This window comes from Allopusillimonas ginsengisoli, from assembly GCF_004153455.1.
In the GTDB taxonomy this organism is placed as follows: Bacteria; Pseudomonadota; Gammaproteobacteria; order Burkholderiales; family Burkholderiaceae_B; genus Allopusillimonas; species Allopusillimonas ginsengisoli.
This window is the reverse complement of sequence record NZ_SDQE01000004.1, coordinates 46985-72497: the sequence shown is the minus strand read 5'-3', so window position 1 is coordinate 72497 and position 25513 is coordinate 46985. Positions and strand designations below refer to the sequence as shown.

At 56.9% G+C, this 25513-nt stretch carries 24 protein-coding genes and 1 pseudogene; 21 read left to right on the top strand and 4 right to left on the bottom strand.

From position 1 onward, the window contains the following. Positions 1-46: 46 nt before the first annotated feature. Positions 47-211 (top strand): annotated as a pseudogene (locus ERE07_RS10405) (transposase); the annotation flags it as partial. A gap of 74 nt (positions 212-285) precedes the next feature. Here ERE07_RS10405 and ERE07_RS10400 read toward each other — a convergent pair. Continuing rightward, entirely contained in the window at positions 286-1203 is a 918-nt protein-coding gene (locus ERE07_RS10400; RefSeq protein ID WP_130008760.1) for a LysR family transcriptional regulator, read from the bottom strand. 99 nt (positions 1204-1302) lie between these two features. Here ERE07_RS10400 and ERE07_RS10395 point away from each other — a divergent pair, with 99 nt between their 5' ends. The 6 genes from ERE07_RS10395 (at position 1303) to egtD (ending at position 6816) form a co-directional block, all read left to right on the top strand. Further along, positions 1303-1785: an ester cyclase gene (locus ERE07_RS10395; protein WP_130008759.1), complete on the top strand. Its 483-nt coding sequence runs from the start codon at positions 1303-1305 to the stop codon at positions 1783-1785. After that, positions 1782-2702, top strand: a complete 921-nt coding sequence (locus ERE07_RS10390) for an NADP-dependent oxidoreductase (RefSeq protein ID WP_130008758.1) — start codon at positions 1782-1784, stop codon at positions 2700-2702. Before ERE07_RS10395 ends, ERE07_RS10390 begins: the two co-directional genes overlap by 4 nt. Positions 2703-2874: 172 nt before the next feature. Continuing rightward, the gene (gene folE2, locus ERE07_RS10385; RefSeq protein WP_130008757.1) at positions 2875-3693 is read left to right on the top strand and encodes a GTP cyclohydrolase FolE2; all 819 of its coding nucleotides are present in this window, start codon (positions 2875-2877) and stop codon (positions 3691-3693) included. A 62-nt stretch (positions 3694-3755) separates the two neighbouring features. Next, a complete protein-coding gene (locus tag ERE07_RS10380; protein WP_130008756.1) occupies positions 3756-4478 on the top strand; it encodes a ferredoxin--NADP reductase in 723 nt (240 codons plus the stop codon). Positions 4479-4606: 128 nt separating this feature from the next. Further along, on the top strand, positions 4607-5836 hold the full coding sequence (gene egtB / locus ERE07_RS10375; protein ID WP_130008755.1) for an ergothioneine biosynthesis protein EgtB: 1230 nt from the start codon (positions 4607-4609) through the stop codon (positions 5834-5836). 11 nt (positions 5837-5847) lie between these two features. Beyond that, entirely contained in the window at positions 5848-6816 is a 969-nt protein-coding gene (egtD, locus tag ERE07_RS10370) for an L-histidine N(alpha)-methyltransferase (protein ID WP_130008754.1), read from the top strand. A 12-nt stretch (positions 6817-6828) separates the two neighbouring features. Here the strand turns inward: egtD and ERE07_RS10365 are convergent, their stop codons facing one another. Next, positions 6829-7680 (bottom strand): IclR family transcriptional regulator, encoded by an 852-nt coding sequence (locus ERE07_RS10365; RefSeq protein WP_130008753.1) that lies wholly within the window; start codon positions 7678-7680, stop codon positions 6829-6831. Between the two features lie 82 nt (positions 7681-7762). Here ERE07_RS10365 and ERE07_RS10360 point away from each other — a divergent pair, with 82 nt between their 5' ends. The 6 genes from ERE07_RS10360 to ERE07_RS10335 all read left to right on the top strand — a co-directional run bounded on the left by ERE07_RS10360 (position 7763) and on the right by ERE07_RS10335 (position 15385). Further along, on the top strand, positions 7763-9817 hold the full coding sequence (locus ERE07_RS10360) for a metallophosphoesterase (protein WP_130008752.1): 2055 nt from the start codon (positions 7763-7765) through the stop codon (positions 9815-9817). Positions 9818-9848: 31 nt separating this feature from the next. Further along, on the top strand, positions 9849-10814 hold the full coding sequence (locus ERE07_RS10355; RefSeq protein WP_130008751.1) for a Bug family tripartite tricarboxylate transporter substrate binding protein: 966 nt from the start codon (positions 9849-9851) through the stop codon (positions 10812-10814). 302 nt (positions 10815-11116) lie between these two features. Beyond that, positions 11117-11827, top strand: coding sequence for a winged helix-turn-helix domain-containing protein (locus ERE07_RS10350; RefSeq protein WP_130008900.1), 711 nt, complete (start codon positions 11117-11119; stop codon positions 11825-11827). Further along, positions 11824-13233: a sensor histidine kinase gene (locus tag ERE07_RS10345; RefSeq protein ID WP_245153620.1), complete on the top strand. Its 1410-nt coding sequence runs from the start codon at positions 11824-11826 to the stop codon at positions 13231-13233. The genes ERE07_RS10350 and ERE07_RS10345 overlap by 4 nt, the downstream gene beginning before the upstream one ends. Before the next feature lie 127 nt (positions 13234-13360). Continuing rightward, on the top strand, positions 13361-13840 hold the full coding sequence (locus ERE07_RS10340) for a tripartite tricarboxylate transporter TctB family protein (RefSeq protein ID WP_130008750.1): 480 nt from the start codon (positions 13361-13363) through the stop codon (positions 13838-13840). Between the two features lie 3 nt (positions 13841-13843). Next, the gene (locus tag ERE07_RS10335) at positions 13844-15385 is read left to right on the top strand and encodes a tripartite tricarboxylate transporter permease (RefSeq protein WP_130008749.1); all 1542 of its coding nucleotides are present in this window, start codon (positions 13844-13846) and stop codon (positions 15383-15385) included. A 132-nt stretch (positions 15386-15517) separates the two neighbouring features. Here ERE07_RS10335 and ERE07_RS10330 read toward each other — a convergent pair whose 3' ends face one another. After that, positions 15518-16276 (bottom strand): M23 family metallopeptidase, encoded by a 759-nt coding sequence (locus ERE07_RS10330; RefSeq protein ID WP_245153618.1) that lies wholly within the window; start codon positions 16274-16276, stop codon positions 15518-15520. 142 nt (positions 16277-16418) lie between these two features. Between ERE07_RS10330 and ERE07_RS10325 the strand changes: the two genes are divergently transcribed. From ERE07_RS10325 to ERE07_RS10310, 4 genes are all read left to right on the top strand, one after another. Beyond that, on the top strand, positions 16419-17057 hold the full coding sequence (locus ERE07_RS10325; protein WP_130008748.1) for an FMN-binding negative transcriptional regulator: 639 nt from the start codon (positions 16419-16421) through the stop codon (positions 17055-17057). Positions 17058-17294: 237 nt separating this feature from the next. After that, on the top strand, positions 17295-18386 hold the full coding sequence (locus tag ERE07_RS10320; protein WP_130008747.1) for a TRAP transporter substrate-binding protein: 1092 nt from the start codon (positions 17295-17297) through the stop codon (positions 18384-18386). Positions 18387-18502: 116 nt separating this feature from the next. Continuing rightward, entirely contained in the window at positions 18503-19129 is a 627-nt protein-coding gene (locus ERE07_RS10315; RefSeq protein ID WP_130008746.1) for a TRAP transporter small permease subunit, read from the top strand. A gap of 2 nt (positions 19130-19131) precedes the next feature. After that, complete coding sequence (locus ERE07_RS10310; RefSeq protein ID WP_130008745.1) at positions 19132-20877, top strand: TRAP transporter large permease; 1746 nt, start codon at positions 19132-19134, stop codon at positions 20875-20877. 67 nt (positions 20878-20944) lie between these two features. On the opposite strand, the gene ERE07_RS10305 is transcribed toward ERE07_RS10310, so the two are convergent. After that, positions 20945-21424: a hypothetical protein gene (locus tag ERE07_RS10305; protein ID WP_130008744.1), complete on the bottom strand. Its 480-nt coding sequence runs from the start codon at positions 21422-21424 to the stop codon at positions 20945-20947. 250 nt (positions 21425-21674) lie between these two features. On the opposite strand from ERE07_RS10305, the gene ERE07_RS10300 reads away from it, so the two are divergent. From ERE07_RS10300 to ERE07_RS10285, 4 genes are all read left to right on the top strand, one after another. Continuing rightward, positions 21675-22955 carry an arsenic transporter gene (locus ERE07_RS10300; RefSeq protein ID WP_130008743.1) on the top strand — a complete coding sequence of 427 codons (1281 nt, stop codon included), beginning with the start codon at positions 21675-21677 and terminating at the stop codon, positions 22953-22955. Between the two features lie 165 nt (positions 22956-23120). Continuing rightward, on the top strand, positions 23121-23924 hold the full coding sequence (locus tag ERE07_RS10295) for a sulfite exporter TauE/SafE family protein (RefSeq protein ID WP_130008742.1): 804 nt from the start codon (positions 23121-23123) through the stop codon (positions 23922-23924). Positions 23925-24026: 102 nt separating this feature from the next. Next, positions 24027-24869 (top strand): response regulator transcription factor, encoded by an 843-nt coding sequence (locus ERE07_RS10290; protein ID WP_245153616.1) that lies wholly within the window; start codon positions 24027-24029, stop codon positions 24867-24869. A 116-nt stretch (positions 24870-24985) separates the two neighbouring features. Continuing rightward, positions 24986-25456: a helix-turn-helix domain-containing protein gene (locus ERE07_RS10285; protein ID WP_130008741.1), complete on the top strand. Its 471-nt coding sequence runs from the start codon at positions 24986-24988 to the stop codon at positions 25454-25456. Positions 25457-25513 lie beyond the last annotated feature (57 nt).

The following is a 25513-nucleotide window of genomic DNA, read 5'->3' as shown; positions in this document are numbered from 1 at the left end:
AAATCGCAGTGATCGAAGGTAGAATTTCCAAACCAGGAAATTCGCAATGAAGCAACCCCGATTCACAGACAGCCAGATCATGGCGATCCTCAAGCAAGCCGAAGCAGGAGCGCCCGTGCCAGAGCTATTCCGCGAACACGGCATGAGCAGCGCCTCGCTCTACAAGTGGCGGGCCAAGTACGACGGCATGGATGCCTGCATGATGACGCGCGGTGTCGTTGTGCAGTTCAAAGTCAGCATCCGCTTGGCATGCGAAGCGTTCAGCATCAATGAGAGCGGCTACCACTATCCGGCAAAACATGCGGCATGATCTGAGATAAAGCCTCTGAACCATAACTGTGCGGGATGAGCGTCGCTGCGTCGATGCCAGATAAGATCGAATACGACCTCGGGCAATGCGACGGGAGGCGGAAAGAGCGCTAGTCGGTGCCCCGCCGGCGAGGTGAGCGCGACCTGCTTCATGATCGTGGCGGTCATGCTGGTTCGGGCCACAATGCCTGGTACGGCGAACATCTGCGGCAGCGTCAGTGCGAGTTTGCGCTTTTTGCCCTGCTGAGCAAGCGCCTGATCCACCAGACCATATCGTTCGCTTTCGGGAGACACGAGCACATGGTGCAGATCCAGATAGGTCTTCATGCTCATCCCGCGTCGGGCGGCGGGATGGTCTTTGGCAATGATCGTAACGAACCGGTCTTGAAGCACGGGGCGCGTCAGTATTCGGCCATCAGCGTGTGTAGGCGGCATGCCGATGGCCGCATCGATCACGCCGGCATCCAGCAGGTCTACCGCGTCATCCCGGTCGTTAAATGCATGCACGTTCAATGACACGCCCGGGGCCGTCGTTTCGAGCGCCTGCAGCAGTGAAGGCAGGAGCACGAAAGCGGGGTAGTCCGACAGCCCCAATGTGAACGTCAGTGTTGCCTTTTCTGGCACAAACTCGGGCTTTTTCACAAGCGTGAATTCGATTTGCCGCAAGGCTTGCGCAATGGGTTCAGCCAAGTCTCTCGCGCGTGGCGTAGGCAGCAGGCCCTCCGCGCTGCGCAAGAACAGTGGATCGCTGAAGCATTTTCGCAGCCTCGATAGCGCCGCGCTCATGGCGGGTTGACTCACACCGACCTGGGTGGCGGCGCGGGTTACGTTCCGCTCGTTCATCAAAGCGTCGAACGCCACGAGCAGGTTCAGGTCTATGCCATGAAAATTCATAGAACGAATAATTAGATATATCAGTTATTTGTTAGACAAATTTTACTGCCGCCGACAGAATCCTGCCATCACCCATAACCTCACGATGAGCAGCGGCTTATGAATATATCCAGCATCAATGGCATCGATCGCCTTCGCACGGAGCGTTTGGCGGTGGAAACGTTCTATCGGGCATTCAGTGACAGGAACCCCAATCTGATAGACGGAGTTCTGGCGCCGACTTGGGATGACATTCCACTGGCGCCCGGGCAGCGGCCCGGGCCCGAAGGCATCAAGCCCATCATCCGCAGCGTCATCCAGGCGTTCCCCGACCTTCAGATTATCGTTCATGACATGGTCCAAGAGCCTGGCAAGATAGGCGTTCGCGCCGAGATCAGCGGCACCCATCAAGGCGAATTCTTCGGCGTCCCCCCAACCGGCAAGAAGGTGAGCTTTCGCCTTCACGAGTTTCACACGCTCGACGGCAAGCGTCTGACCGCGACCTGGCACATGGAAGATTGGTTTGGCCTGTTCCTGCAGCTAGGCCAGTTCCCACCGCAGGCCGGATCCAACTTAGCCATGACCAAGGAGGTTGATGTATGAACACGGCTTTTATCGAAGCATTCGGGGGGCCCGATCTCGTCGCGATAGGTGAATCGCGCCTCAGAGATCTGCAGCCGGATGAAACCGCCATTCGCGTCGAGGCCGCCGGCATCAATCCGCTGGATCTGAAGATTGCTGCCGGACACATGCAGCAGGTTTTCCCTGTTCAGTTCCCCTATACACTGGGCACGGATTTCAGCGGCGTGGTAAAGGCGGTCGGCACGCAGGTAACGACTGTGAAGCCGGGTGATCGCGTGGTCGGGCGTACTGCGCCCAGTTCGGGCGGGGCGTTTGGCAGATATCTGGTGATTGCTGCCGCCGATCTATGCGGCATCCCGGCGGAGATGAGCTTCGAGCAGGCGGCAGCCCTGCCGACCGCTTTCGGAACAGCCCGACAGGGCCTGTTCGATGTTGGCCATCTCCAACGCGGGCAGCGGGTGCTGATTCACGCAGCGGCCGGTGGCGTCGGTAGCATGGCTGTTCAGCAGGCCCATCACGCGGGCGCCCATGTGGTCGCCACGGCGTCGGCCCGGAATGCAGCGCTGGTGAAGAGCCTGGGTGCGGACGAAGTCATCGACTACCGTACTGAGGACTTTACCGAAGTCAACGACATTGATCTGGTGCTCGATACCCTCGGTGGCGAAACGCTGGAAGGATCATGGTCGGTGCTTCGCGCCAATGGGCGCATTGCGAGCCTTGTGGAATTCGGCATCCAATCCAGAGGCACGCAGGCAGGCGAGTTCGTGTTTTTCGCAAGCGCGACGCCCTTCTTGCCACAAGCGATACGTCTGTTTCAGTCCGGGCAGCTGCAGATCATCACCGACTCAATCTTCCCGTTGGACGAGGCGCGTTCGGCATTGGAGAAGCTGGCTACCGGACACGCGCGCGGTAAAGTCCTGATCCGCTTGAGCCATTGATTCCCGGAGCCAGGCATCTGAAAATTCCTGACACGTTTTTGCTCGTTCGTGCGTCTAACCGTTAAAGCCGGCGGGAAAGCCGGTAGCGATGGCGTTGCGCCATGGCTGCCTCGCTTCACGCTGAAATCCTCCATCCGGGCGGTCATAGGCCGGATTCTTTATCAGGAGCCGTATGAACGCGCCCGAAAAACTCATGCTTTTGCCCGATATACAGTCTCAGGCCGATCCACGCGGCGTAGCCCTGGACGCCGTTGGTGTCAAAGGTGTCCGTCATCCCGTTACGATTAAAACGCGGGCGGGACAGTTGTCGACGATTGCGGACCTGTCCATGACGGTGGCCTTGGATGCCGAGGTCAAGGGCACACATATGTCCCGTTTTATTGAGCTGCTTGAGTCGCAGTCGGGCGTGCTGGACCAGAACGGGTTTGAGCATCTGTTGCGGGATATGCTGTGCCGCCTGAAGGCCAGTGCGGGGAGTCTGGAAATGTCCTTTCCCTATTTTGTACGCAAGACGGCCCCGGTGTCCGGCGTGGCCAGCCATCTGGATTATGACGTTTCTTGGCGCGGCACCCTGTCCCAGGACCAGCAGTACAGTTTCTGGATGCGCGTTGTGGTGCCGGTGACCAGCCTTTGTCCCTGTTCCAAGGAAATCTCTGCCTATGGAGCGCACAACCAGCGCTCACTGATCAGTATCGAGGTTGACCTCAAAGCGCCACTGGATGTAGAGGCGCTGATCGCTGCGGCCGAGCGCAGCGCGTCCTGCGAAGTCTATGGTCTGCTCAAGCGGCCCGACGAAAAATACGTTACCGAGCAGGCTTATGACAATCCCAAGTTCGTTGAAGACCTGGTGCGTGATGTGGCACTGGCGCTGGACGATCTGCCAGGCATCAAGGCCTGCCGTATTGACGCCGAAAACTTTGAGTCTATTCACAATCATTCTGCCTATGCACGCATTGTGCGCAATGGGCAGCCCTTGTCATCGCTTCGTTGAAACGGAGCGAGACCCAGACACAATAGGCAAACTGCCATCGCAGTTCCAGTCGCGGAGTCATCATGGATAGCTGCACTGTAAAGTTGTTGAAGAAAGAAGAAGTCGCTGAACGGACCATGGCTTTTCATTTTGAAAAGCCAGCCGGCTTCAGCTTTAAGCCTGGCCAGACCATAGACGTCGTGTTGCCTGGCGCGGGGCAGGGTAATGCCGATGACATGCGACATACCTTTTCGATTGTGAGCGCACCGTATGAAGCAGACTTGACGATCGCCACCCGTATGCGCGACAGCGCGTTCAAGCAGGTGCTGCGTGCGATGTCGGTGGGTGAGGACGCGGCGCTTGAGGGGCCATTCGGATCGTTGACGCTCCATAATAAGCGCGCCCGCCCGGCGATCTTGCTTGCGGGCGGTATCGGTATTACGCCATTTGTCAGCATGCTCAGGCAGGCTATGCATGATGCGTTGCCGCAGCAACTGATTCTGCTTTATTCCAATCGGCGCCCGGAAGATGCGGCCTTTCTGCCAGAGTTGCAGCAGCTTGCGCAGCAGAACGGACAATTCCGGCTGGTCGCGACAATGACACAAATGGATGCCTCCGCCCAGCCCTGGGATGGGGAGACGGGAGTCATCGATGAAAGCCTGATCAGAAAAGTCTGTGTCGATCTCGCTGAACCCGTCTACTATCTGGCGGGGCCCCCGGGACTGGTCCAGGCAGTGCGCCAGGTATTGAATCGTGCTGATGTTGATGACGACGATATCCGCAGCGAAGACTTCTTTGGGTATTGAGATCGTGCACGACAGCCCCCGCCTAGAGGGCATTCGGCTGTCAGATCACGGTTGAATTAAAACCGTTCTATTTGCAACATCTTGTCTCCGTTCCGTTCGGCCCTGTGTTTTCTGAATAGAATGGTTCAATGACTTGTTCAAAAGAAAGCCTGCGGCTGCAATACCAGCAGATACGTGCGCACAGCTTGAGCCTGGCGTCCGGGCTCACTGCGGAGGACCAGTGCATACAGTCTATGCCCGATGCCAGTCCGACAAAGTGGCATCTTGCGCATACCACCTGGTTTTTTGAGGCGATGTTGTTGCGGCCTTATGCAGCGCAATACCGGGTCTTTGATGCGAGTTTTCACTATCTATTCAACTCTTACTACGAGGCCCTCGGGCCTCGCCAGCCGAGGCCGCAGCGCGGCATGCTCAGCCGCCCGGGACTGGATGCCGTGCATGCCTATCGCCAACACGTGGACGCCGCCATGGAGGCATGGCTGGAAGACTTGGACGATACGCAGTGGCAAGCGCTGCAACCGATTATTGTCCTGGGCCTGCAGCATGAGCAGCAGCATCAGGAATTGATCGTCACAGACATTCTGCATGCGCTGTCATGCAATCCGTTGTTGCCAGCTTATCGGCACAATGACGCTCAGCCCTCGGCGGTTTCGGTGGCGACCGGCCCGGTTCGCTGGCTGGCGCATGACGGCGCCATGGTGGACATAGGCCACGACGGGCAGGGGTTTGCCTTCGATAACGAAACACCACGCCACCCGGTATGGCTGCAACCCTATGCCATCGCGGACAGGTTGGTGACTTGCGGAGAATATCTCGCATTCATGGACGACGGCGGTTATTCGCGGCCTGAGTTCTGGTTGTCGGAGGGATGGGCTACCGTTCAATCGCAGGCCTGGAGCGCGCCCCAGTATTGGTTGCAAGGCGATGATCCGCGCCTGAAAGAACGGGGAGGCGATGCCGGCTGGCAGATCTTTGGGACGCAGGGCGTCCAGCCGCTGGATCCCCATCAGCCCGTCTCCCATCTCAGTTTCTACGAAGCCTGTGCTTATGCGGAGTGGGCGGGGGCAAGGCTTCCCACAGAGTTCGAGTGGGAAGCCTCCTGCAGCGCCTCGGAACTGGCGCAGGCATTTGACTTTGTCTGGCAATGGACGCGTTCTGCCTACGCGCCCTATCCCGGATTCAGGCCCATACCAGGACCGGCCGCTGAATATAACGGCAAATTCATGGTGGGTCAGCAGGTGCTGCGCGGCAGCAGCGCGGCCACGCCGGCTTCGCACGGCCGCTTGACCTACCGCAATTTCTTTCCCCCCGCAGCGCGCTGGCAATTCACCGGCTTGCGCCTCGCGCGCGATCTGTAAGCGACCTTGCCATGGACTCTCTTGCCATTCCTACGGAACACTGCGCAGATGCAGACGCATTTCTTGCTGACATGAAGGCGGGCTTGCTGGCGCGACCGCGTCACGTTTCGCCCAAGTATTTCTACGACGCGGCAGGTTCGGAACTGTTTGACCGAATATGTGCACTGCCGGAGTACTACCCCATGCGCACAGAGCTCGGTATTCTGAAACAGCATGCGGTCGAGATGGCCGACATGATGGGGAGCGATATTGATCTCGTCGAATTCGGGGCGGGGTCGATGCTCAAGGTGCGCTTATTGCTGGACGCCTTTCCCCGGCAAGCGTGCTCCTGCCGATATGTGCCGATTGATATCTCAGGCGACCATCTGCATGCCGCGGCAGAACAGTTGACGGCCGACTTTCCCTCTTTGCCGGTGTATCCGGTGGTGGCGGACTACACCGCGCTGACGACGCTGCCGGGATTGGGTTCGGCCATGCGGCGTCGGGCGGGCTTTTTCCCAGGCTCGACCATAGGCAATATGAGCCCCGTTGAAGCCCTGGGCTTTCTGACCCAAGCAGCCGGCCTGCTCAATGGCGGCGGACTGCTGATTGGCGTGGACCTGGTCAAGGATCCTACTCTATTGCATGCGGCGTACAACGACGCACAAGGCGTGACGGCTGCGTTCAATCTGAACCTGCTCAAGCGCGCCAATCAGGAGCTGGGCGCAGACTTTGATCTGGATGGATTTGCACATCATGCGCTTTACCATCCGACCTATCACCGTGTTGAAATGCATCTGGTCAGCAAGCAAAAGCAATGCGTGACGCTGGCGGGCATACGCCACACCTTCGATGAAGGCGAGTCTATCCATACAGAAAATTCACACAAGTATACGGTTGACGGCTTCCGCGAACTGGCCGCGCGCGCGGGCTTTTCTCCCGAGGCCGTGTGGGTGGACGACGACCATATGTTCAGTGTGCACTGGCTGTCGGCGCATTGATCGGTGGTGTTGTCAGCGTTGGCTGACGCCCAGCAGATGCTCCATTTTGTGAACAAGATCAAGCAGCCTTGGCCCCAAGTCTGTCATCAATTGCTGCCTGTCCACTGCGTAACGGGGTAGGGTGAGGTTGAAAGCCAGGCGCATCCCGTTGATGCTGGCCTTCATGGGTACGGCGACCGCAGCCAGTGTGGGTCGCCAGTCTCCTTCCACGAGACAAAACCCATGCTCGTCGATCTCCGCGAACGATCCTTCCAGCCTGCTGTGGTAAGTGTCCCATTCGTCGGTATGAGTGGCCTGTAGCCGCTCCAGCACCAAGGCGCGTTCCTGAGCGTCCAGGGCATACAGGAGTGCCCGACCAATTGCCGTACGCAAAAAGGGGCGTCTTGAGCCGATTCCGGGCAGCGTTTCATTGGACTCGCTTGCATGCGTCGTTTCTACATAGACTACCTGAAGTCTATCTCTGACTCCTACTGAGACTGGCCCATGGGCATAGCTGGCCAGCTGCATCATGGCGGTGGAGCCGACCTGGCGAATCATTAGTCGCGATAGCAATGGGTAACCCAACGACAGCACGGCGGGGCCGAGTCCGTATTTTCCCGTAGGGGTATCGCGCCGCAGATATCCGAGCCCCACCAGCGTGAATGTCAGCCTGGAAACCGTGGGACGCGTCATTCCCAGCAGTTCGGAGAGTTCTTTATTACCCAAGAGGGGCGGGCCGTCTGCAAAGCAACCCAATACAGCAAGGCCATTGGCCAGGGTAGCCGTAAATTGCGGATGTGCTTGCAGCTCGACGTTATCCAGCGCTTCGGGCTTGTCCTTGTTGCGTTCCACCACAACTGCTCCTTGAAAATCATCCGTTGACATCTTAACTGCTTGCAAAGATAATTTAATTCCAATCAATAAACGCCGATTCCAATTAATGGAATTATGTAGGAGGTACGTGATAATGTCACGCACGCAGTCCGGTGAACAGCCTCTGTTCACATTCGTGGTTGTCGCGGACACCCACATTAATGAGGGAGAAAACGCCTCTAGCTCTCCCTTCCAGACCAATGCCTTGGCCAACGCCAGAGCTCGTCATGTGTTTCTCGATATCGCCGCCATGGATCCGGCGCCGAAGTTCGTGATCCACCTTGGGGATATCGTTCATCCGGTGCCATCGCTGCCTACCTTTACGCAGGCCGTTGCACATTTCAAAGCGATCGCCAGTGCTGTTTCGGTTCCGGTTTACGTCGTGCCCGGCAATCACGATGTCGGCGACAAACGCGTGGACTGGATGCCTGCCGATCAGGTCTGCGATGCCTACCTTGATACTTATCGCAAAGCATTTGGCCCTGACTACTTCTCTTTTGATGAGGGCCGGATACGGTTTGTCCTGATTAATTCGCTGCTGATCAATTCAGGCCTGGCAGAGGAAGAGCGCCAGAAACAATGGCTTGAATCTCAGTTCGAAACAGCAGGCGAGCGGCAGATATTTCTCTTCATGCACTATCCGCCTTACATCTTCAAGCCAGACGAACGCGGTAACTACGACAACCTCGATGAGCCGGGCCGCAGCTGGCTACTGGGGCTCATGCGCAAACCGAATGTAGAAGCCACCTTTGCGGGTCATGTGCACAATTTCTGGTACGACAGAGTGGGGGCGGGCGAGTTTTACATGCTGCCGTCCACGGCCTTCTTGCGGCACGACTTCACAGAGTTCTACCGTACAGCACCCGACGTTGAGTTCGGGCGCGGTGATGCCGAAAAATTTGGCTACTTCGTTGTGGATGTGTATGCCCGCGGTCATGTTGCGCACTCAGTTCGCACAATGGGCGCGCAGGCTACTGAAGGAGCGACCAAAGCGTCTGGTGCCGCGCATCAATTGATTCACCCCAAAACCTCTACGCTTGATAACGTCGGAGTCGAACTGCGCCATCCGTGGGCGGAAAGCATGCAGATCACCGCCACGGGCGGTGTGCAGGAGTTCGGACGCAAGTGGGCTCGCAATGACTATCCGCTGCTGGGGTTGTGGGAAATGGGGGCGCGCCTATCGAAGGTGCCTGCACTCGATCTGGACGAGGAAGAGTCTCGCGCCAGAATGCGCCTCATGGCGCAGATGGGGCATCGCTACATCGTTACAACGCTAGGCGTACCTTCGGCAAAACTGTTGGACAGAGGACTTGCCGATTGTGGTGTTGCCGCGTTCGAAGTCAATCTTATTGCGGATCAGTTTGAGCAGCATCGCAGCGCCCTGAAGCGTGTGCGCAAATCCGGCAATACGCGAATCTATTACGCCAAAATACACACAAACGACCCGTCGCATTACGACGGCAAACACTTCAATCACTTCGTCAAAGCCGGATTCACGCTGGCGGATCTGGAAACCGATAAACTCATCATCACCGGCGCATTGCAGGCCGGTGAGATTGACGGCATCACAGTCCGGGTTACGCCAGATGAATATTTGCCTGACGTAGCGAACAGATTAAGGGCCTTCTCGGAGGCCACCGGTTGCAAGGTTCTGGTTTCCCTGAAACTGAGCGGTTCGAGCTTGGCAGCGTCACGGACGGCCGATGATGAAAATGTAGCCAGCGTTGCACAAGTGATCGTGCTGTCGCGGCTGTCGGAGGACATTTCCTATGTCTATGACACATTCATGGATGTGGATCGTGGCTATTTCCCTCGAAATGCATTTATAGACAGGCACTTCAACCCTCGTCCCATGGCCAAGGCCTACGCTTGTCTGAACGCCTTGCTGTCGCCTGCGAAGCGTATCGAACTTATCGATACGGAAGATGGCAGCAAGGGAATCATCAAGTTTCGTACAGAGAAAAACACATATTTGTTGGTCTGCGCGCAGACCGATCGGATGATTGCGTTTCTGAGCAGTTGCCCAATCAGTTGTGTCGTACATAACCTGGGTACCGGTATACGACAGACGGTACAACAACTTTTAGCAGAGTTCCACGCCCACCCGGGCGACTACGTGTTGCAGACCGTTTTAATCACACTCGAATAGTCAGACTACAACCAACCGAGGAGACATAACAATGAGCATCAAAAAAAAGCTGATGACGTTGGCACTCGCCGCTATGCTTGTCGCACCGGCCACGCAGGCCGCTTATCCCGAAAGGCCCGTCACATTGGTCGTCGCCTACGCACCTGGAGGTTCGACCGATATCGTTGCTCGCTTGTTGGCCGAGGCGCTAAGCAATAAATGGAATCAGACCGTTGTCGTGGAGAACAAGACGGGTGCGAGTGGCATGATCGGTGCGGAGCAGGTTGTCCGCGCCAAGCCCGATGGCTATACGCTACTTTTGGGCTACACGCCCGAGGTGTCGATCAATAAGCTGGTATTCAAGGACATGCGCTACGATCCGATCACGGATTTTACCGCGCTTGCACTTGTCGCCTCGGCGCCGTTGGTGCTCGCCGCTGGCCCCAAGCTTCCTGCGAAAAACCTGGAAGCATTGCGAGCGCTGGGGGGAAAGCAACAGCAGATTGCCTATGGCTCCCCCGGCGTGGGAGGGCAACAGCATATGGCGGGTGAATTGCTTAAAAGCCTGACGGGTTTGCCATTGGCCCATATTCCGTATCGTGGCACGTCTCTGGCGGTGCAGGATCTTGTCGGTGGCCAAATAGATCTGTTCTTCGCAACCACGCCGCCGTTACTTGGGAATATTCGGGCTGGCAAACTTACCCCGATTCTGGTGGCCGGAGATAAGCGTGAAAAGCTGTTGCCCGATGTTCCTACTTCGGTAGAGCTTGGCATGCCGGCGTTGCAGCTCACAAACTGGTTTGGCGTATTCGGCCCTGCGCAGCTTCCTGCTCCCATTATCGAACAAGTCAGTCATGACGTGATGGATATCCTGGCACAGCCTTCGTTTGTCGAGTCGCTGGAGGCCAAGGGTTTGACGGCGACACCGCTGAAGGGCGATGCGTTCAAGGCGTTCTTGGAGAACGAGATGGAAAAGTACAGCAAGATTGTTCAAGAAACCGGAATAGGACAACAGTAGCGGTGCTTTGCATCCATTACCGCTAGATTACCTTTTTGCAATCTGATATCGGCAAGCTGGCGGCACGACTCCAAGGCAAAGTGCCCAGGATGCCCATGTTTGTATGGTTTGGGGTGAATTGCTGCGATACTCAGGCTATGCGCTGCCTGTAGTAGATCATTACCCTCATCAAGCATGACATTGAAGCGCCTCAGCGGCGATGATATGGTGCCTGGCAATGGGGCACGCAAAGCCCCGCTCGCCACACGGTGTGATGTGTTCTGTGGCACTTGGCATGGATGAGCAAGATGGTAATGAATGGTATGTGGCGTTGCCTCGTCATAGAAGACGACCGCGAGAACGCACGCTATGTCGCCAGCGGTCTGAGCGAGCTGGGCCATGTGGCGGTTGTCTGCCACGAGGGTGTCGAGGCGCTGGACCGCGCCATCAAGTCATCCTGGGATGTCATTATTCTGGATCGCATGTTGCCCCATGGCGTTGATGGCTTGTCCATTCTCGCGACGTTGCGCTCGCTGGGCAAGAAGACGCCCGTACTGGTGTTGAGCGCATTGACGGCCCTGGATGACAGGATAAGTGGCCTGGACGCGGGGGGCGACGATTACCTGGTCAAGCCGTTTGCATTTTCGGAGTTGCTGGCCCGCCTCAAGGCGCTGGTGCGGCGATCGCGCGCAGAAGGCGAGCGTCGCACATTACAGGTAGCGGATCTGAATGTGGACCTTTCCGCGAGCAAGGTGGAGCGGGCAGGCCGGGCGATCGTGCTGCAGCCGCGCGAGTTTCGCCTCCTGGCCTACCTCATGCTCAATGCGCACAATGTCGTCACCCGCACCATGCTGCTCGAAGAGGTGTGGGATTACCGTTTTGATCCTCAATCCAATGTGATCGATGTGCAGGTGAGTCGGCTGCGCCGCAAGGTTGACAGCGAATTCTCGACCGCGCTGATTCATACGGTCAGGGGGGCAGGCTACATGCTGTCTGACCGGTGCGATAGCGTCACGGCGTCGCGGCTTCCGTGATCGCTGTAGTCCGGCAGAGTTTTGCGCGTCTTTGGCATTCGGTCTCCTTTCGCCTCACGCTGAATTACGGGTTGCTGGCTATCCTGACCACGCTGATTCTGCTGTTGTTCATCTACTTTCAGATGATGGGCGCCTTGCGCACCCAGCAATATCAGCAGATCAACAGCGCGACCCAGCGGCTGACGCTGATGTTCGAGCAGGATGGCCGCAAAGGATTGGTGGAGGCCATCAATCTGACGCTGTCCGACCTCGTCGATTCCGACCGCGAAGCGTATCTCTTGCTTGATGAAACGGGGCGCAAGCTGGCCGGCAATCTGGATGCGTCGTTTTCCCCGTCAAACGATATGGGCATCTTCGAGGCCAATATGATGTTGGCGGGAAAGCCCGAACAGGGTTATTTCAGAGCCTTGCTGTTGCCCGACGGCTCAACGCTCGTGGTGGGACAGGACACCAGTGAGATCGAAGGCGTTTCCAGCCTCATCGTCCAAGGCATACTTACCGCCATTGTGTTGGCTTTGCTGTTGGTCTTGCTTGGCACCTATATTTTCAGGCGTGAACTCGAGTATCGAGTCAGCAGGATACGTGGCACTGCGCTCAAAATCAGCGCGGGCCAATTGTCGCACCGCATCCCGCCATCTGAAGCAGAGGATGAGTTCACACATCTGAGCCGGGACATCAATGCAATGCTGGATCAGATTGAGCTCTTGATGAAAGGCGTCCGACATGTCTCGGACACGATCGCTCATAATCTTCGTACTCCGCTCACGCGTATTGTCGGACGGCTGCGTATGGCGCAGCATCCCGATGCTCAGCGTCGGGAAGTGCTGGAGGCAAACCGTTACGCTATTGAAGAAATCGACAGGCTGAACACCCTTTTCGGCAAGCTTTTGCAAATCGCCGAAATGGAGGCAGGCGTGCGGCGGCGCGCGTTCCGCGTTTGCAGACTGGATGTGATCGTCGCCGATGTGGTGGATATGTACGGTGCGCTGGCGGAGGATGCGCATGTTGAGTTGATACTTCATGACTGCGGCCCGGTCAGCGTCTATGGCGATGCGGATCTGCTCGCCAGCGCGTGTGCGAATCTGCTTGACAATGCAATCAAATACGCCAGGACGTCAGTGGTGATTGAGGTTGTGGCGCGCTCTGGCGGCCATGCGTGCGTCGTGCTGAAAGATGATGGCGCAGGAATTGCGCCCCACGAGCGCGAACGCCTGGGGGAATATTTTTATCGTCTGAGTTCCGAGAAAGAAGGGCACGGTCTGGGGCTGACCAGTGTCCGGGCCATTGTTGCCTTGCATGATGGCCGTCTGGCGCTGTCTGACGCCTATCCGCTTCGCGAAGCGCGAGGGCTCAGCGCCTGCCTGTGCCTGCCGTCTGCACCCGTGCAAGCGCCCCACGATACATGAACAGATCGTAATCTGATTGTCACCCCGAACGTTATTGCGCTTGCCTACACTTTGCCTTTTCGGCGCTGGGCAGACGACGTCTTGCACCCAGTTGTGCCGGGATAAAAATGATAATCAGAGGGTGGGCATGAGAGAGGACAAAAAGCGCGAGTGGTATGCCGCGTTACTGATGATACTGATAGGCATAGGCACGGCCTGGGGCAGCCTGGACTACAACGTGGGGACGTTGGGTCGCATGGGGCCAGGGTACTTTCCCATGCTGCTGGGCATAGTGCTGACCTTTGTTGGTGTATTGATTCTGGTCACGCCAGCCTATCCCGAAGAGCAGGCAGAGAGCGACAGCCATGGCTCAACGTCGGAAGCGCGTTATCTTAGGCATGTGCGGCCTGTTCTTGCGACGGTGATTGGCATGCTCGCCTTTATCGTCTTCGGCAAGTATGGCGGCTTGGTGCCCGCGACGTTCATTCTGATTTTTATATCCGCGCTGGGAGATCGCACCACAACACTCAAAGCAACGCTATTGCTGGCGGCAGGCGTCACCGCCGCCGCAGTTGGCATTTTCCACTACGGCATGCAAATGCAGTTTCCCTTGTTCAATTGGGGTTGAGATATGTTGGACAATCTGATTCTGGGCTTTGAGACCGCATTCTCACTGCATAATCTGTTCTATTCATTGGTCGGGGTATTTTTTGGAAACCTGATCGGTGTCCTGCCTGGCATCGGGGCGCTGGCTGCGATTTCCATGCTGCTGCCCATCACCTATGGGCTGGATCCAACCGGTGCGCTCATGATGCTTGCGGGCCTGTATTACGGCACCAGCTTCGGTGGCGCAACCACGTCCATACTGTTGAACTTGCCAGGCACCGCCTCGCATGCGGTGGTCTGTGTCGACGGCAATCCCATGGCCAAGCAGGGGCGTGGCGGGTCGGCAATTTTTATTGCCATGTTCGCATCCTTTCTTGGCGTGTGCGCCGGTATTGTGTTGATGATGTTGTTCAGTCCCATGCTTACCGACGTGGCCTTTTTGTTCGGGCCTGCGGAGTACTTCTCGCTCATGCTGATGGGTTTGCTGGCGGCTTCCGCATTGACCAGTGGCTCGCCGCTCAAGGGTATCGCTTCTGTGTTGCTGGGGCTGATCTTTGGTGTGATAGGCACCGATGTGAACAGCGGGGTGGCGCGTTTCGACTTTGGCATTCCCGAACTCCAGGACGGGCTGTCGCTGGTGGCGCTGGCCATGGGTCTGTTTGGCGTGGCGGATGTCCTGGCCAATGCCGGACGCCTGGGCAAGGGAACCATCATTACCAACTCCAAGGTGCGGGGCGGCTCGATCCGCCCAGCCAAAGGAGAGGTGAGGCAGTCCATGCCTGCGATTGGGCGCGGTGCCGGGCTCGGGTCTTTCTTTGGCATCCTGCCTGGCGCTGGCGGCACCATTGCTTCTTTCATGAGCTACGCGATGGAGAAAAAGATATCGAAAACGCCAAAACGTTTTGGTCGTGGCGCGATCGAAGGGGTTGCCGGGCCGGAGGCGGCGAACAGTTCAGCGGCCATCACTGCCTTCATTCCAACGCTGACTTTAGGCATTCCAGGCGATGCAGTCATGGCTTTGATGCTGGGGGCGTTGATGATACACAACATCACCCCCGGCCCGCAGATGATGGTGGAGCACCCTTCGCTGTTCTGGGGGCTGCTGGTCAGTTTCTGGGTGGGTAACCTGTTGCTGCTGTTATTGAACATCCCCTTGATCGGCATGTGGGTCAAGCTGCTGTCCGTGCCCTATCGCTTGATCTATCCAACGGTGCTGTTCCTGATCTGCATAGGCGTGTACAGCTCGAACAATAACCTGTTCGACGTTGGCATGGTGCTGGCAATCGGCGGGTTCGGCTATCTCGCGTCATCGCTGGGATTTCAGCCTGCGCCATTGTTGCTGGGATTTGTGCTTGGCCCTATGGTTGAAGAAAATTTCCGCCGCGCATTATTGCTGTCGCGGGGTGACATGCTGGTATTCTTCAGCCGACCCATCAGCGCCGTCTGCATGGCCATTACGCTGCTCATGCTGGCAGTGATCGCCTACAAGCGCTTGAGAAGCGCGACGCAGGGGCGCAAGGCTGTGGAATCTGAAGCCCTGGCCACGGCGTCACAAGGCGAGGCTTAGCCGCCATGAAGTACCCAGTCAGCCAGAGCGTTGGCTTGCTCATCGCTCTGGACAGACATTCAACCCTTTCGGGTTGCACGCATACATGCCCGCGTTTCATGTATGCGTATGCCGGGAGTCGCTTGAGTTGATTTAACGTCTGGGCAGATAGCTCAGGGCGCTCACCGGTTTGCCATTGTGCCTGAGCTCAAAGTACAGCCCTACCTGTTTGCTCTCTGAATTGCCCATATCGGCAATTCTTTGCCCTTGCTTAACCCTTTGGCCTTCTTTCACGGCAAGGGCGCGATTGTGCGCATACACGCTCAGGAATTCGGAGGCATGGTGCACGATAACAAGGTTGCCGTAGCCGCGAAGACTGTTGCCCGCATAGACGACCTTGCCTTCTGCCACGGCCTTGACGGGTGTTCCCGCCTTGTTGACGATAAAGATGCCTTGAGGGCTTGGACCCTTGATGCTGCGGTCGGGATTGCCATCGGCCGGCCAAATGAGATTGATGGCGTTGGCCGGCCTCGGCCCTGGCGGCGGATAGCTCGCGGAAGGCGTGGAGCCGGCGGTTGAACCGCTGGCGGACGCGCTGCCAGTGCTTTTCTGCACGCGCAGCACTTGCCCGACCTTGATACGATTGGGATTGCTGATATTGTTCATGCGCATCAGCGAGCTGACACTTTGCCCATGCTGGCGGGCAATCTTCGTAAGCGTGTCGCCCGCCGCAACGCGATACTGGCCGGGCCCTACGGGCTTGGTGGTGCCGCAGGCAACCAGCAGCGACATCAGCGCAGCGATGATAAATAGACGAAAAAGGGTCGAGAGGCGTGGCGGCGTTCCAGCCGCGTTGGTTGGGTAAGGCAAGTTCGACAGCACAGTTTGATTGGTAGGCAGGCCTGGCATCATGACGCAAGCGTACCAAGAAATGCCGAGTTGTGCAGTGTGGCCGCGATTGGCATGCCAGCGTCGCCTGACGGCTTGACGGCCCGCACCAGCGCGCGCAGTGGTGTTTGATTATGATATGAGTTCCCCCCGGAACGGAGCCGCCATGTATAACCCCGAACATTTTGCCGAACACGATACGCAGGTACTTTGGCAGCTGATGGGCCGCTACCCGCTGGGCACGCTGGTGACGCATGGGGAAAATGGGCTGGACGCCAACCATCTTCCGTTCGAGTGCGATGCCGAAGAAGGAACGCTAGGCTGTTTGCGCGGGCATGTGGCCCGCGCCAATCCAGTCTGGCAAGATGTGCGCAACGGCGATGATGTGCTGGTGGTTTTTCGGGGGGCCGATGCCTATATCTCACCGAACTGGTATCCGAGCAAGCACGCGTTTCACAAACAGGTGCCCACGTGGAATTACGAGGCTGTCCATGCGCACGGACAAATCGTTGTTCACGACAATGAGCGCTTTGTGCGTGGACTGGTTGCGCGCCTGACACGCGCGCACGAGGCCGGCCAGCCTGTGCCATGGAAAATGTCAGACTCGCCCCGCGAACACATCGATATGTTGTTGACGCTGATCGTCGGCATCGAAATAAACATCTCGCGTTTGGTCGGCAAACGCAAGTTGAGCCAGAACAAGGACGCAGGCGACCGCCTGGGCGCGGGCAATGCGCTCATGCAAAACGGATGCACTGCGCTTGGGCAGGCCATGTTGGACACCGTTCACAACACGTCTTCCTGAAAAAAAGCTGAAGAACCGCTCGGCGACACCGTCTGCCTCATTCGGATTTTCCCGAATTTCCTGACGAAGTACTGGGCTGCGTAAGCCTCACGTCAGTTTCAAACAATATTTTGGCTCGCCCGCATCATTATCGTGATCCGCGGGTTGTGACTTGTATTGCCTGCCGTTTTCCGATCCGGAATGACGCAGCGGCAAGATCAAGACTTCGTTTTCCCTATCAAGGAGGAGTACCCAATTATGCAGCGACGTTCATTTCTCAAGAAGGCCGCCCTGGGCGCGGCAGCCGGAGGCGCCACGCTGGCGGCGCCCGCGTTCGCCCAGGACACGCCCACCATCTCCTGGCGTCTTGCATCAAGCTTTCCGCGCAGCGCCGACGCGATCTACAGCGGCGGCGAGAACCTGACCAAATTCGTTTCTGAGGCCACGGATGGCAAGTTTTCCATTCGCGCTTTTCCGGCGGGAGAGATCGTGCCGGCGCTGGCGGTGCTTGACGGCGTGCAGAACGGCACCATCGAATGCGGCCACACAGCGTCTTATTACTATTTCGGCAAGAATCCGGCCTTGTGCTTTGACAGTGCCGTGCCATTCGGCCTGAATACACGCCAGATGAACGCCTGGGTGAATCATGGCGGCGGCATGGATCTGTTGCGCGAAATGTACAAGGCTTACAACATCGTCAATTTCCCCTGCGGTTATACCGGCACGCAAATGGGGGGCTGGTTTCGCAAGGAAATCAAAACGGTGGGCGACCTGGATGGCCTCAAGTTTCGATGCAGCGCATTTGCTGGCGAAGTATTGTCCCGCCTTGGCGTCGTGCCGCAACAGATCGCCGGCGGCGATATTTATCCCTCGCTGGAAAAAGGCACCATCGACGCGGCTGAGTGGATCGGCCCTTATGACGATGAAAAGCTGGGCTTTCACCGTGTGGCGCCCTACTACTATTTTCCGGGATGGTGGGAAGGTACGCTCCAGGTTTCTTTGTATGTGAATCAGGACAAGTACAACAGTCTGCCCAAGCAATACCAGGCAGTTCTGGCGCAGGCCAGCGCAATGGCAACCAACCAGATGATAGCCACTTACGATGCCGAAAATCCCAAGGCGCTCAAACGCTTGATCAGCGAAGGCGCGAAACTGCGCGCATTTCCAAAAGAAGTCATGGAGGCTTCGTACAACGAGGCCAACAAGGTTTACGCCGACCTGTCAGCAAAAGATCCCGCGTTCAAAAAGCTCTACGAGAGCTATAAGGGCTTTCGCGATCACGAGATCCCATGGTTCCGTGTGGGCGAGGGCAGCTTCGACCAATTCATGGCCAGCGCAACGCATCGCTGATTCCGGGCGTAGGGGTGTACCGCGCCCCCCTGACAGGCGAGACCGCCGGAGAAGCTATCCGCTTCTCTGCGCGGCCTCGTTCCTGAGGTTTTCTTCTTCTACAAAGAAGTACATCAATGAAATCTTTACTCGCTTTGTCGCGCCTGATCGATACCGTGAACCGGTGTCTTGGGCGTGCCGTCACCTGGCTGATCCTGGTCGTTGTTGTCGTCAGCGCAACCAACGCCGTCGTGCGAAAATTCTTCAATGTCAGCTCCAACGCATGGCTGGAACTTCAATGGTATATGTTTGGCGCCATCTTTCTGCTTTGTGCCGGCTATACGCTCCTCAAGAATGAACACGTGCGTGTCGATGTCGTGGCACAGCGCTTGTCCCGTCGCACGCAGATCAAGATAGAAATTTTCGGCATCCTGTTTTTTTTGCTTCCGGCGTCTGTGCTCATTGCCTATTTGTCCTGGTTCATGTTCGCGGACTCCTGGGTCACACAGGAGTATTCGTCCAATTCGGGCGGGCTGATTCGCTGGCCGGCCAAGCTGTTGATACCAGTTGGGTTCTTTTTTCTGATTGCCGCTGGTATTTCCCACCTGATCAAGTGCATTGCCTTCCTGACCGGAGACGGCCCGGATCCCATGGAAAAACTGTCTGAAAAGTCGGCGGAAGCGTTGCTGGCGGAAGAGATCGCGCGCGAAGCAGCCGAACGCGATGCGGCAGCTCGGCACACTGGCACAACCACGGGGCACTGATCATGGATTTCTTCATTACAAACATGGCCCCGATCATGTTCGGGACGCTAGTGCTGTTTCTTTTGTTGGGCTTTCCGGTAGCGTTCGCACTGGCTGCCAATGGCATTTTCTACGGCTTGATCGGCATTGAGCTGGGACTGTTTTCACCGGCATTGTTCCAGGCCTTGCCGCAGCGTGTGTTCGGCATTATGGCCAACGATACCTTGCTGGCGGTGCCTTTCTTCACCTTTATGGGGCTGATTCTGGAGCGGTCCGGGATGGCCGAGGATTTGCTTGAAACGGTCGGCCAGTTGTTCGGTCCGCTGCGCGGCGGGTTGGCGATTGCCGTAATTTTGGTGGGGGCCATGCTCGCTGCGACCACGGGCGTGGTATCGGCATCGGTGATTTCGATGGGGCTTATTTCGTTGCCAATTATGCTGCGCTATGGCTATGACAGGCGGCTGGCGACAGGAGTCATTGCGGCATCAGGAACTTTATCGCAGATTATTCCGCCGTCGCTGGTGTTGATTATCCTGGCGGATCAGTTGGGCCGCTCTATCGGTGATATGTATCGTGGCGCAATTCTGCCAGGCTTTATCCTGACAGGTCTCTATATTGGGTATGTCGTCCTGGTATCCTGGATACGCCCCAAAGCGGCGCCCGCGCTGCCTGAAGAGGCTCGCAGCTTTGTCGAGCCCAATGGCGGTCGAGGATTGCCGTCTTTACTGGCCTTGATGGGGTTCTCGGTTGTGTGTTCACTGGCCTATGTCAAGCTGATCATGCCCGATGATGCTCCCGTGGATGAACGGATCGTGCTGGGGATTCTGATCTGGGGGTTGGTGGCGTTTATCGTGGCCATCATCAACAAGGTACTCCGTCTGGGCATGCTGTCGCAGATCGCCGAACGGGTCACCTTTGTCATGATCCCGCCGCTTGCATTGATCTTCCTGGTATTGGGCACCATCTTTATTGGCGTGGCGACACCCACCGAAGGTGGTGCAATGGGGGCGGTCGGCGCCATCATCATGGCCGTCCTGAGGCGGCGACTCAGCCTGAGCCTGCTGCGCCAGGCGATGGATACCACCGCGACGCTGTCGTGCTTTGTGGTTTTCATCCTGATAGGCTCCACAGTGTTTGGATTGACTTTCCGGGGCGTGAGCGGCGATCTGTGGGTAGAGCATCTGCTGATCGGTCTGCCTGGTGGGCAGATGGGCTTTCTGATCGTCGTCAGCCTGATGACTTTTGTGCTGGCCTTCTTCCTGGATTTCTTTGAACTAGCGTTCATTATCGTGCCGCTGTTGGGCCCTGTAGCGGACAAAATGGGTATCGACCTGATCTGGTTCGGCGTGCTGCTGGCTGTCAACATGCAGACCTCGTTCATGCATCCGCCGTTCGGATTCGCCTTGTTTTACTTGCGATCCGTGGCGCCCAAGGATGACTATCGCGACAAGGTCACCGGCAAGACAATAGCCAAGGTCACGACAGGCGAAATCTACTGGGGGTCCATTCCCTTCATCTGCATCCAGCTGGTAATGGTCGTTATGGTGTTGCTGGTGCCGGGCATCGTCACGCACTATAAGCAAGGCGTGGTCAAGGTTGATATTGACACCATATCCATTGATGTAGAAGGCGCCTACGGCGGTGAGGGCGGGTACAACGCGGATAATGGGTATTACAACGACGTGACTGTCGATCCGGGGCCTGAAGGCGTGTCGCATGCTGGCCAATCCGCAACGCCGGACGAGGAGTACAACAACTTGTTCAAGTAAGCATGCAAGGTCTTTGCCAGACGCACAAGGGCGGGTGCACCCGCCCTTGTGCGTTGCCCGAAGAGGATTAGTTGTTGTTGGAGCTGGCGCCGCTTGAGTGTCCCCAGCCGCCTATCGGAAAGCTTCTATTGCTGGGGCGGCTGCTCCAGCCGCGCCCCCGGTTGCTATCATTCCAGCTGCGGCTACGGTTGTTATTGTTCCAGTTGTGGCCGCGATCATGACGCTTGCTGCGATTGACATTACGGTGGCGATCATGACCTCTGCTACGTTTCCAGCCGCGATCCTGATCGTAACGGCGATCCCAGCCCCGTCCTCGACGGTAGCTTCGATCATCGCTGGTCAGTACATTGCCCAGCAAGCCACCTGCTGCCGCGCCGCCCAGCATGTACAGCGGGTCTCCGCCGGAGATGACGCCGCCTGCTGCAGTTCCCAAGCCAGCGCCCAATAGCGTATTGTCGGCACGTCGGTCATAAGTCGTACACCCTGCCAGTGCGACGACTGCTACACCCACGGCAAGAAGTCGTGCGAGATTGTGTCGTGCTTTCATGGCCAAGCTCCTGAAAAGTATTTCTGAACTCCAGCGTAGTAGGGTGGTTTGGCCCGCGCAAGCATTACCCGTGTATTTGCAGTGAACTGAAATAATTGGCGGATAGGCGGGCTATTCTGTAATAGTTCTGTATCGATTCTGATGCCATTGGGTTACAGATTGCACTGATCGATAAAGTGACTCATCATTCACTGCCTTTTCTGAACGTGTTGATTTTTCGTCGCCTCATTCGCTTCTCTGTTCGCCACTTATGCTGACCGCCGCTGCCATTTTTGTTTTTACCCTTGTGCTTGTCATCTGGCAGCCGCGGGGGCTGGGCATAGGCTGGAGCGCCTGTCTGGGCGCTGCGCTGGCGCTGGCTACCGGTGTGGTGCATCCGCCGGATATCGTTGTTGTCTGGCAGTTGGTGTGGAATGCAACGATCGCCTTTGTCGCCATTATCATCATCAGTGTTTTGCTGGACGAGGCAGGGCTGTTCGAGTGGGCGGCGCTGCATGTCGGGCGCTGGGGCGCAGGGCATGGAAAAAAGCTGTTTGTCCTGATCGTCCTGCTGGGCGCAGTGGTTTCGGCGCTTTTTGCCAATGATGGCGCGGCATTGATTTTGACGCCCATTGTCATGGCCATGCTCACGGCTTTGCGATTTGGGCCGGCTGCGACGCTGGCCTTTGTGATGGCTGCGGGGTTCATCGCCGATACGGCGAGTCTGCCGCTGGTGATCTCCAATCTCGTCAATATTGTGTCGGCAGACTTTTTCGAGATCGGCTTTAACCGCTATGCGGCGGTCATGATCCCGGTGAATATTGTCTCGGTCGTGGCTACGTTGCTGATATTGATGCTGTACTTTCGTCGCAGCATACCGCGCCGCTATCATGCAAATCTGCTCCGGCAGCCTGCGCTCGCCATTCGTGATCCCAAAACCTTCAAGGCGGGATGGGCCGTGCTTGGCCTGTTGCTCGCAGGCTTTTTTGGCCTGGAACCGCTTGGCGTGCCGGTGAGTGCCATTGCAATGACATGCGCGCTGCTGCTTTTGTTGATCGCTTCCCGTGGCAAAGTCATCAATACGACACGCGTGATAAAAAGCGCGCCTTGGCAGATCGTGATCTTTTCCCTGGGCATGTACCTTGTCGTGTACGGCTTGCGCAATGCGGGTCTGGTGCATTATCTTGCGCAACTGCTCAATAGCCTGGCCGGGCAGGGGCTCTGGGCGGCGACGCTAGGCATGGGCCTGCTGTCCGCTTTTCTTTCATCGATCATGAACAATTTGCCTGCAGTGCTGGTCGGCGTTCTGTCGATCGATGCCAGCCAGGCCGATGGGGTTGTCCGCGAGGCCATGGCATACGCAAACATCATCGGCAGCGATTTGGGCCCCAAGATCACCCCCATCGGCAGTCTGGCAACGCTGCTGTGGCTGCATGTGTTGCAGGGCAAGGGCCTGAAAATCAGTTGGGCCTATTATTTCAGAACAGGTTTGGTGCTGACCTTGCCTGTCTTGGTTGCCACGTTGGTGGCACTCGTTTTCAGGCTCAGTTGAATCCCGCGCGCCGGGCCGCGCGAAACGCGGTCGGGGGCTTGCCATTCCGGTGTTCATTATGAATAATAGCCATTAGCTTATTGTTATCTGTAATAAGGAAGCGATGCGGCTCTGCTCACGGCGTGTGTAGCGACGACGGCAGCGTTTACCCAACCTGGGAATGCAATGGTTCTGGAAAGTGTTTTAGGTACTGCAATTGGATTGGTAATGGGGCTGACAGGCGCGGGCGGCGGCATTCTCGCGGTGCCGGCGCTGGTTGTCGCCCTTGGGGTTGATATGGTCACGGCGGCGCCCGTTGCATTGATTGCGGTGGGGCTGTCGGCCATGCTTGGCGCGATAGATGGGCTTCGCCGTGGCTGGGTCCGCTACAAGGCAGCCATGCTCATGTCAGTCGTGGGAGGTCTGCTTTCTCCGCTGGGCGCGGCTATCGCACGGCTTCTGCCGGTGGGTTTGTTGATGATCATTTTCGGCTGCGTGATGCTGGTTGTCGCGTTCCGCAGCTATCAGAAGGCGACCTGTTCTGCCGATAGCGAAAACTGCGAGAACGCAAACAAGGCATGCATGCTGTCACCCAGCACAGGCAGGTTCATCTGGAATCGCCGCTCGGCGCTGACGTTGGCCGGTATCGGTGCCGTATCGGGGCTGTTTACCGGCATGTTGGGCGTGGGAGGCGGTTTTATTATTGTCCCGGCGCTCCAACGATTCAGCAACGTGAGTATGCATGGAATTGTTGCAACTTCTTTGATGGTTATTGGCCTGATCTCCGCTGTGACCGTCAGCCAGGCCGTTTCTCTGGGGCTTCAGTGGCCGACTCATCTCACCTGGTTTGTGGTCTTCGCGTTGGTTGGAATGTTCGCCGGTCGAGCGGTTTCTCCGCATTTACCGGCAAGAACGCTGCAAATGGCGTTTGCAATAGTGTGTGTAGGTGTTGCATTTATTATTCTCGCCAAAGGATTTGGCGTACTTTGATGCCAGCATTGTCAAGCTTTGACAAATATCCGGGTATTAAATAGACATATGTTCATGCGTGCAATATCGTAATAATAAGTTACGCATATTCATCGGCATGAAGTGAAAAAAGTCACCACAAAAGTCCAGCACATTTTGTTGGTGGACGATAACCCCGATCAGCTTCGTTTGCTTGTAGAGGCCTTACGAGAAGAGGGTTACCGTCTGACCATCGCCTTCGATGGCGCCCAAGGGTATGCCAGGGCGGTGGCCATGATTCCGGACCTGATCCTGCTTGATGTTCAAATGCCCAAGAAAGACGGGTTCGCGGTTGCGCGGCTGCTCAAGGCCGATGCGATCACCGCGCATATTCCGGTATTGTTTCTGTCCGCATCCGCAGATATCCAGGACCGGCTTACTGGCCTGCGGGCTGGGGCCGTGGATTACATCCTCAAACCGTTTCAGGCGCTGGAAGTTATCGAGCGTGTCCGCATACATTTGGGGCTTGCTCGCGATCGGCGTTGGTCCGATGCGACGGCGTGGCCTGCCATGGAAGCCGAAACTTCCGCGCGTTCCGGTCCGGAGCAGTCGGGTGCGCAAGCGGCCGGCGATTCCGCCAGCCGTTTCTCCGAGGGCGACATGGTGCTGTTGAGGGCGGCTCAGCGGTCCATCATCGATGCGCTGGATGACCCGCCCAAGGCTGCAGACCTGGCACGGATGCTGGGCGTTTCCGAGCGACGGATTGCCCATGTATTTGAATCCTGTCTAGGCATGACCTTGTTCGAATTTGTTCGGCGCGAGCGCATGCTCAAGGCGCAGTCTCTGCTGCAACGCACGTCGCTGAATATTGTCGAGATCGCCGCCGAGCTTGGATACTCAAGTGCTGCCAATTTTTCGACAGCCTTTCGGGATTACCTTGGCGAATCCCCTTCTTCATTCCGGAAAAATATGCGTAAAAGTAATTAGCACCGGGCCGGATTGAAAAAAAGTTGCCGAGATATCAAAGGCAAGGGCTCAACACCCATGTAAGCATATCTCGACAAGCACTTAACTCATTAATCATATGAATATCAGCAGGCGCCATGTCGACGCGAACCATGGATGATGTATCTTGGCCCGATGCCGGCCAGGATACGGATGATTATCCCGCCAGGAGGCTAATCGGGTACGGTGGGGCAGACCCCAGGCATATGGATGACGGATCTCTGGCGCGGCTTGCCAAGACGATGATCGGACGGCATGTGGCCAAGTTCTCGTCGGTGGATGACCTTGCCGCCACCCTCGTCGTGGATGCCGCGAAGCTGGAGCGGGCCTTCATGGCGATTTATGGCGCTCGCATAAATACCTGGATTCTGCAGGAAAAGTTCAGATGGGCTCAGCGGCTTCTGGTTGAAACATCTCTTGGTCTTCCTGATATTGCGGCAAGGGTGGGGTATACCCATCCGGCCCGATTCGTGACGGCATTTCGGGAGCACGTTGGCATCAGCCCCTGGTCGTTTCGCCAGCTTTCCTATGGCGAACAAATTGCAGCCATAGAGAACCTGAATATCTAGGTATTTTCGATTAAACAATTAGTTGTAATTATGCAAAAAAAGGCCGCTGCAATTGTT

Excerpts from the sequence above, each read along its gene's own strand:
- ERE07_RS10330 (WP_245153618.1), bottom strand. The coding sequence starts at position 16,276 with ATGATGCCAGGCCTGCCTACCAATCAAACTGTGCTGTCGAACTTGCCT.
- ERE07_RS10355 (WP_130008751.1), top strand. The coding sequence starts at position 9,849 with ATGAGCATCAAAAAAAAGCTGATGACGTTGGCACTCGCCGCTATGCTT.
- ERE07_RS10400 (WP_130008760.1), bottom strand. The coding sequence starts at position 1,203 with ATGAATTTTCATGGCATAGACCTGAACCTGCTCGTGGCGTTCGACGCT.
- ERE07_RS10310 (WP_130008745.1), top strand. The coding sequence starts at position 19,132 with ATGGATTTCTTCATTACAAACATGGCCCCGATCATGTTCGGGACGCTA.
- ERE07_RS10295 (WP_130008742.1), top strand. The coding sequence starts at position 23,121 with ATGGTTCTGGAAAGTGTTTTAGGTACTGCAATTGGATTGGTAATGGGG.
- ERE07_RS10395 (WP_130008759.1), top strand. The coding sequence starts at position 1,303 with ATGAATATATCCAGCATCAATGGCATCGATCGCCTTCGCACGGAGCGT.
- ERE07_RS10305 (WP_130008744.1), bottom strand. The coding sequence starts at position 21,424 with ATGAAAGCACGACACAATCTCGCACGACTTCTTGCCGTGGGTGTAGCA.
- ERE07_RS10380 (WP_130008756.1), top strand. The coding sequence starts at position 3,756 with ATGGATAGCTGCACTGTAAAGTTGTTGAAGAAAGAAGAAGTCGCTGAA.
- ERE07_RS10285 (WP_130008741.1), top strand. The coding sequence starts at position 24,986 with ATGTCGACGCGAACCATGGATGATGTATCTTGGCCCGATGCCGGCCAG.
- ERE07_RS10360 (WP_130008752.1), top strand. The coding sequence starts at position 7,763 with ATGTCACGCACGCAGTCCGGTGAACAGCCTCTGTTCACATTCGTGGTT.
- ERE07_RS10350 (WP_130008900.1), top strand. The coding sequence starts at position 11,117 with ATGTGGCGTTGCCTCGTCATAGAAGACGACCGCGAGAACGCACGCTAT.
- ERE07_RS10335 (WP_130008749.1), top strand. The coding sequence starts at position 13,844 with ATGTTGGACAATCTGATTCTGGGCTTTGAGACCGCATTCTCACTGCAT.
- ERE07_RS10390 (WP_130008758.1), top strand. The coding sequence starts at position 1,782 with ATGAACACGGCTTTTATCGAAGCATTCGGGGGGCCCGATCTCGTCGCG.
- ERE07_RS10340 (WP_130008750.1), top strand. The coding sequence starts at position 13,361 with ATGAGAGAGGACAAAAAGCGCGAGTGGTATGCCGCGTTACTGATGATA.
- ERE07_RS10315 (WP_130008746.1), top strand. The coding sequence starts at position 18,503 with ATGAAATCTTTACTCGCTTTGTCGCGCCTGATCGATACCGTGAACCGG.
- egtD (WP_130008754.1), top strand. The coding sequence starts at position 5,848 with ATGGACTCTCTTGCCATTCCTACGGAACACTGCGCAGATGCAGACGCA.
- ERE07_RS10325 (WP_130008748.1), top strand. The coding sequence starts at position 16,419 with ATGTATAACCCCGAACATTTTGCCGAACACGATACGCAGGTACTTTGG.
- folE2 (WP_130008757.1), top strand. The coding sequence starts at position 2,875 with ATGAACGCGCCCGAAAAACTCATGCTTTTGCCCGATATACAGTCTCAG.
- ERE07_RS10365 (WP_130008753.1), bottom strand. The coding sequence starts at position 7,680 with ATGTCAACGGATGATTTTCAAGGAGCAGTTGTGGTGGAACGCAACAAG.
- ERE07_RS10320 (WP_130008747.1), top strand. The coding sequence starts at position 17,295 with ATGCAGCGACGTTCATTTCTCAAGAAGGCCGCCCTGGGCGCGGCAGCC.
- egtB (WP_130008755.1), top strand. The coding sequence starts at position 4,607 with ATGACTTGTTCAAAAGAAAGCCTGCGGCTGCAATACCAGCAGATACGT.
- ERE07_RS10300 (WP_130008743.1), top strand. The coding sequence starts at position 21,675 with ATGCTGACCGCCGCTGCCATTTTTGTTTTTACCCTTGTGCTTGTCATC.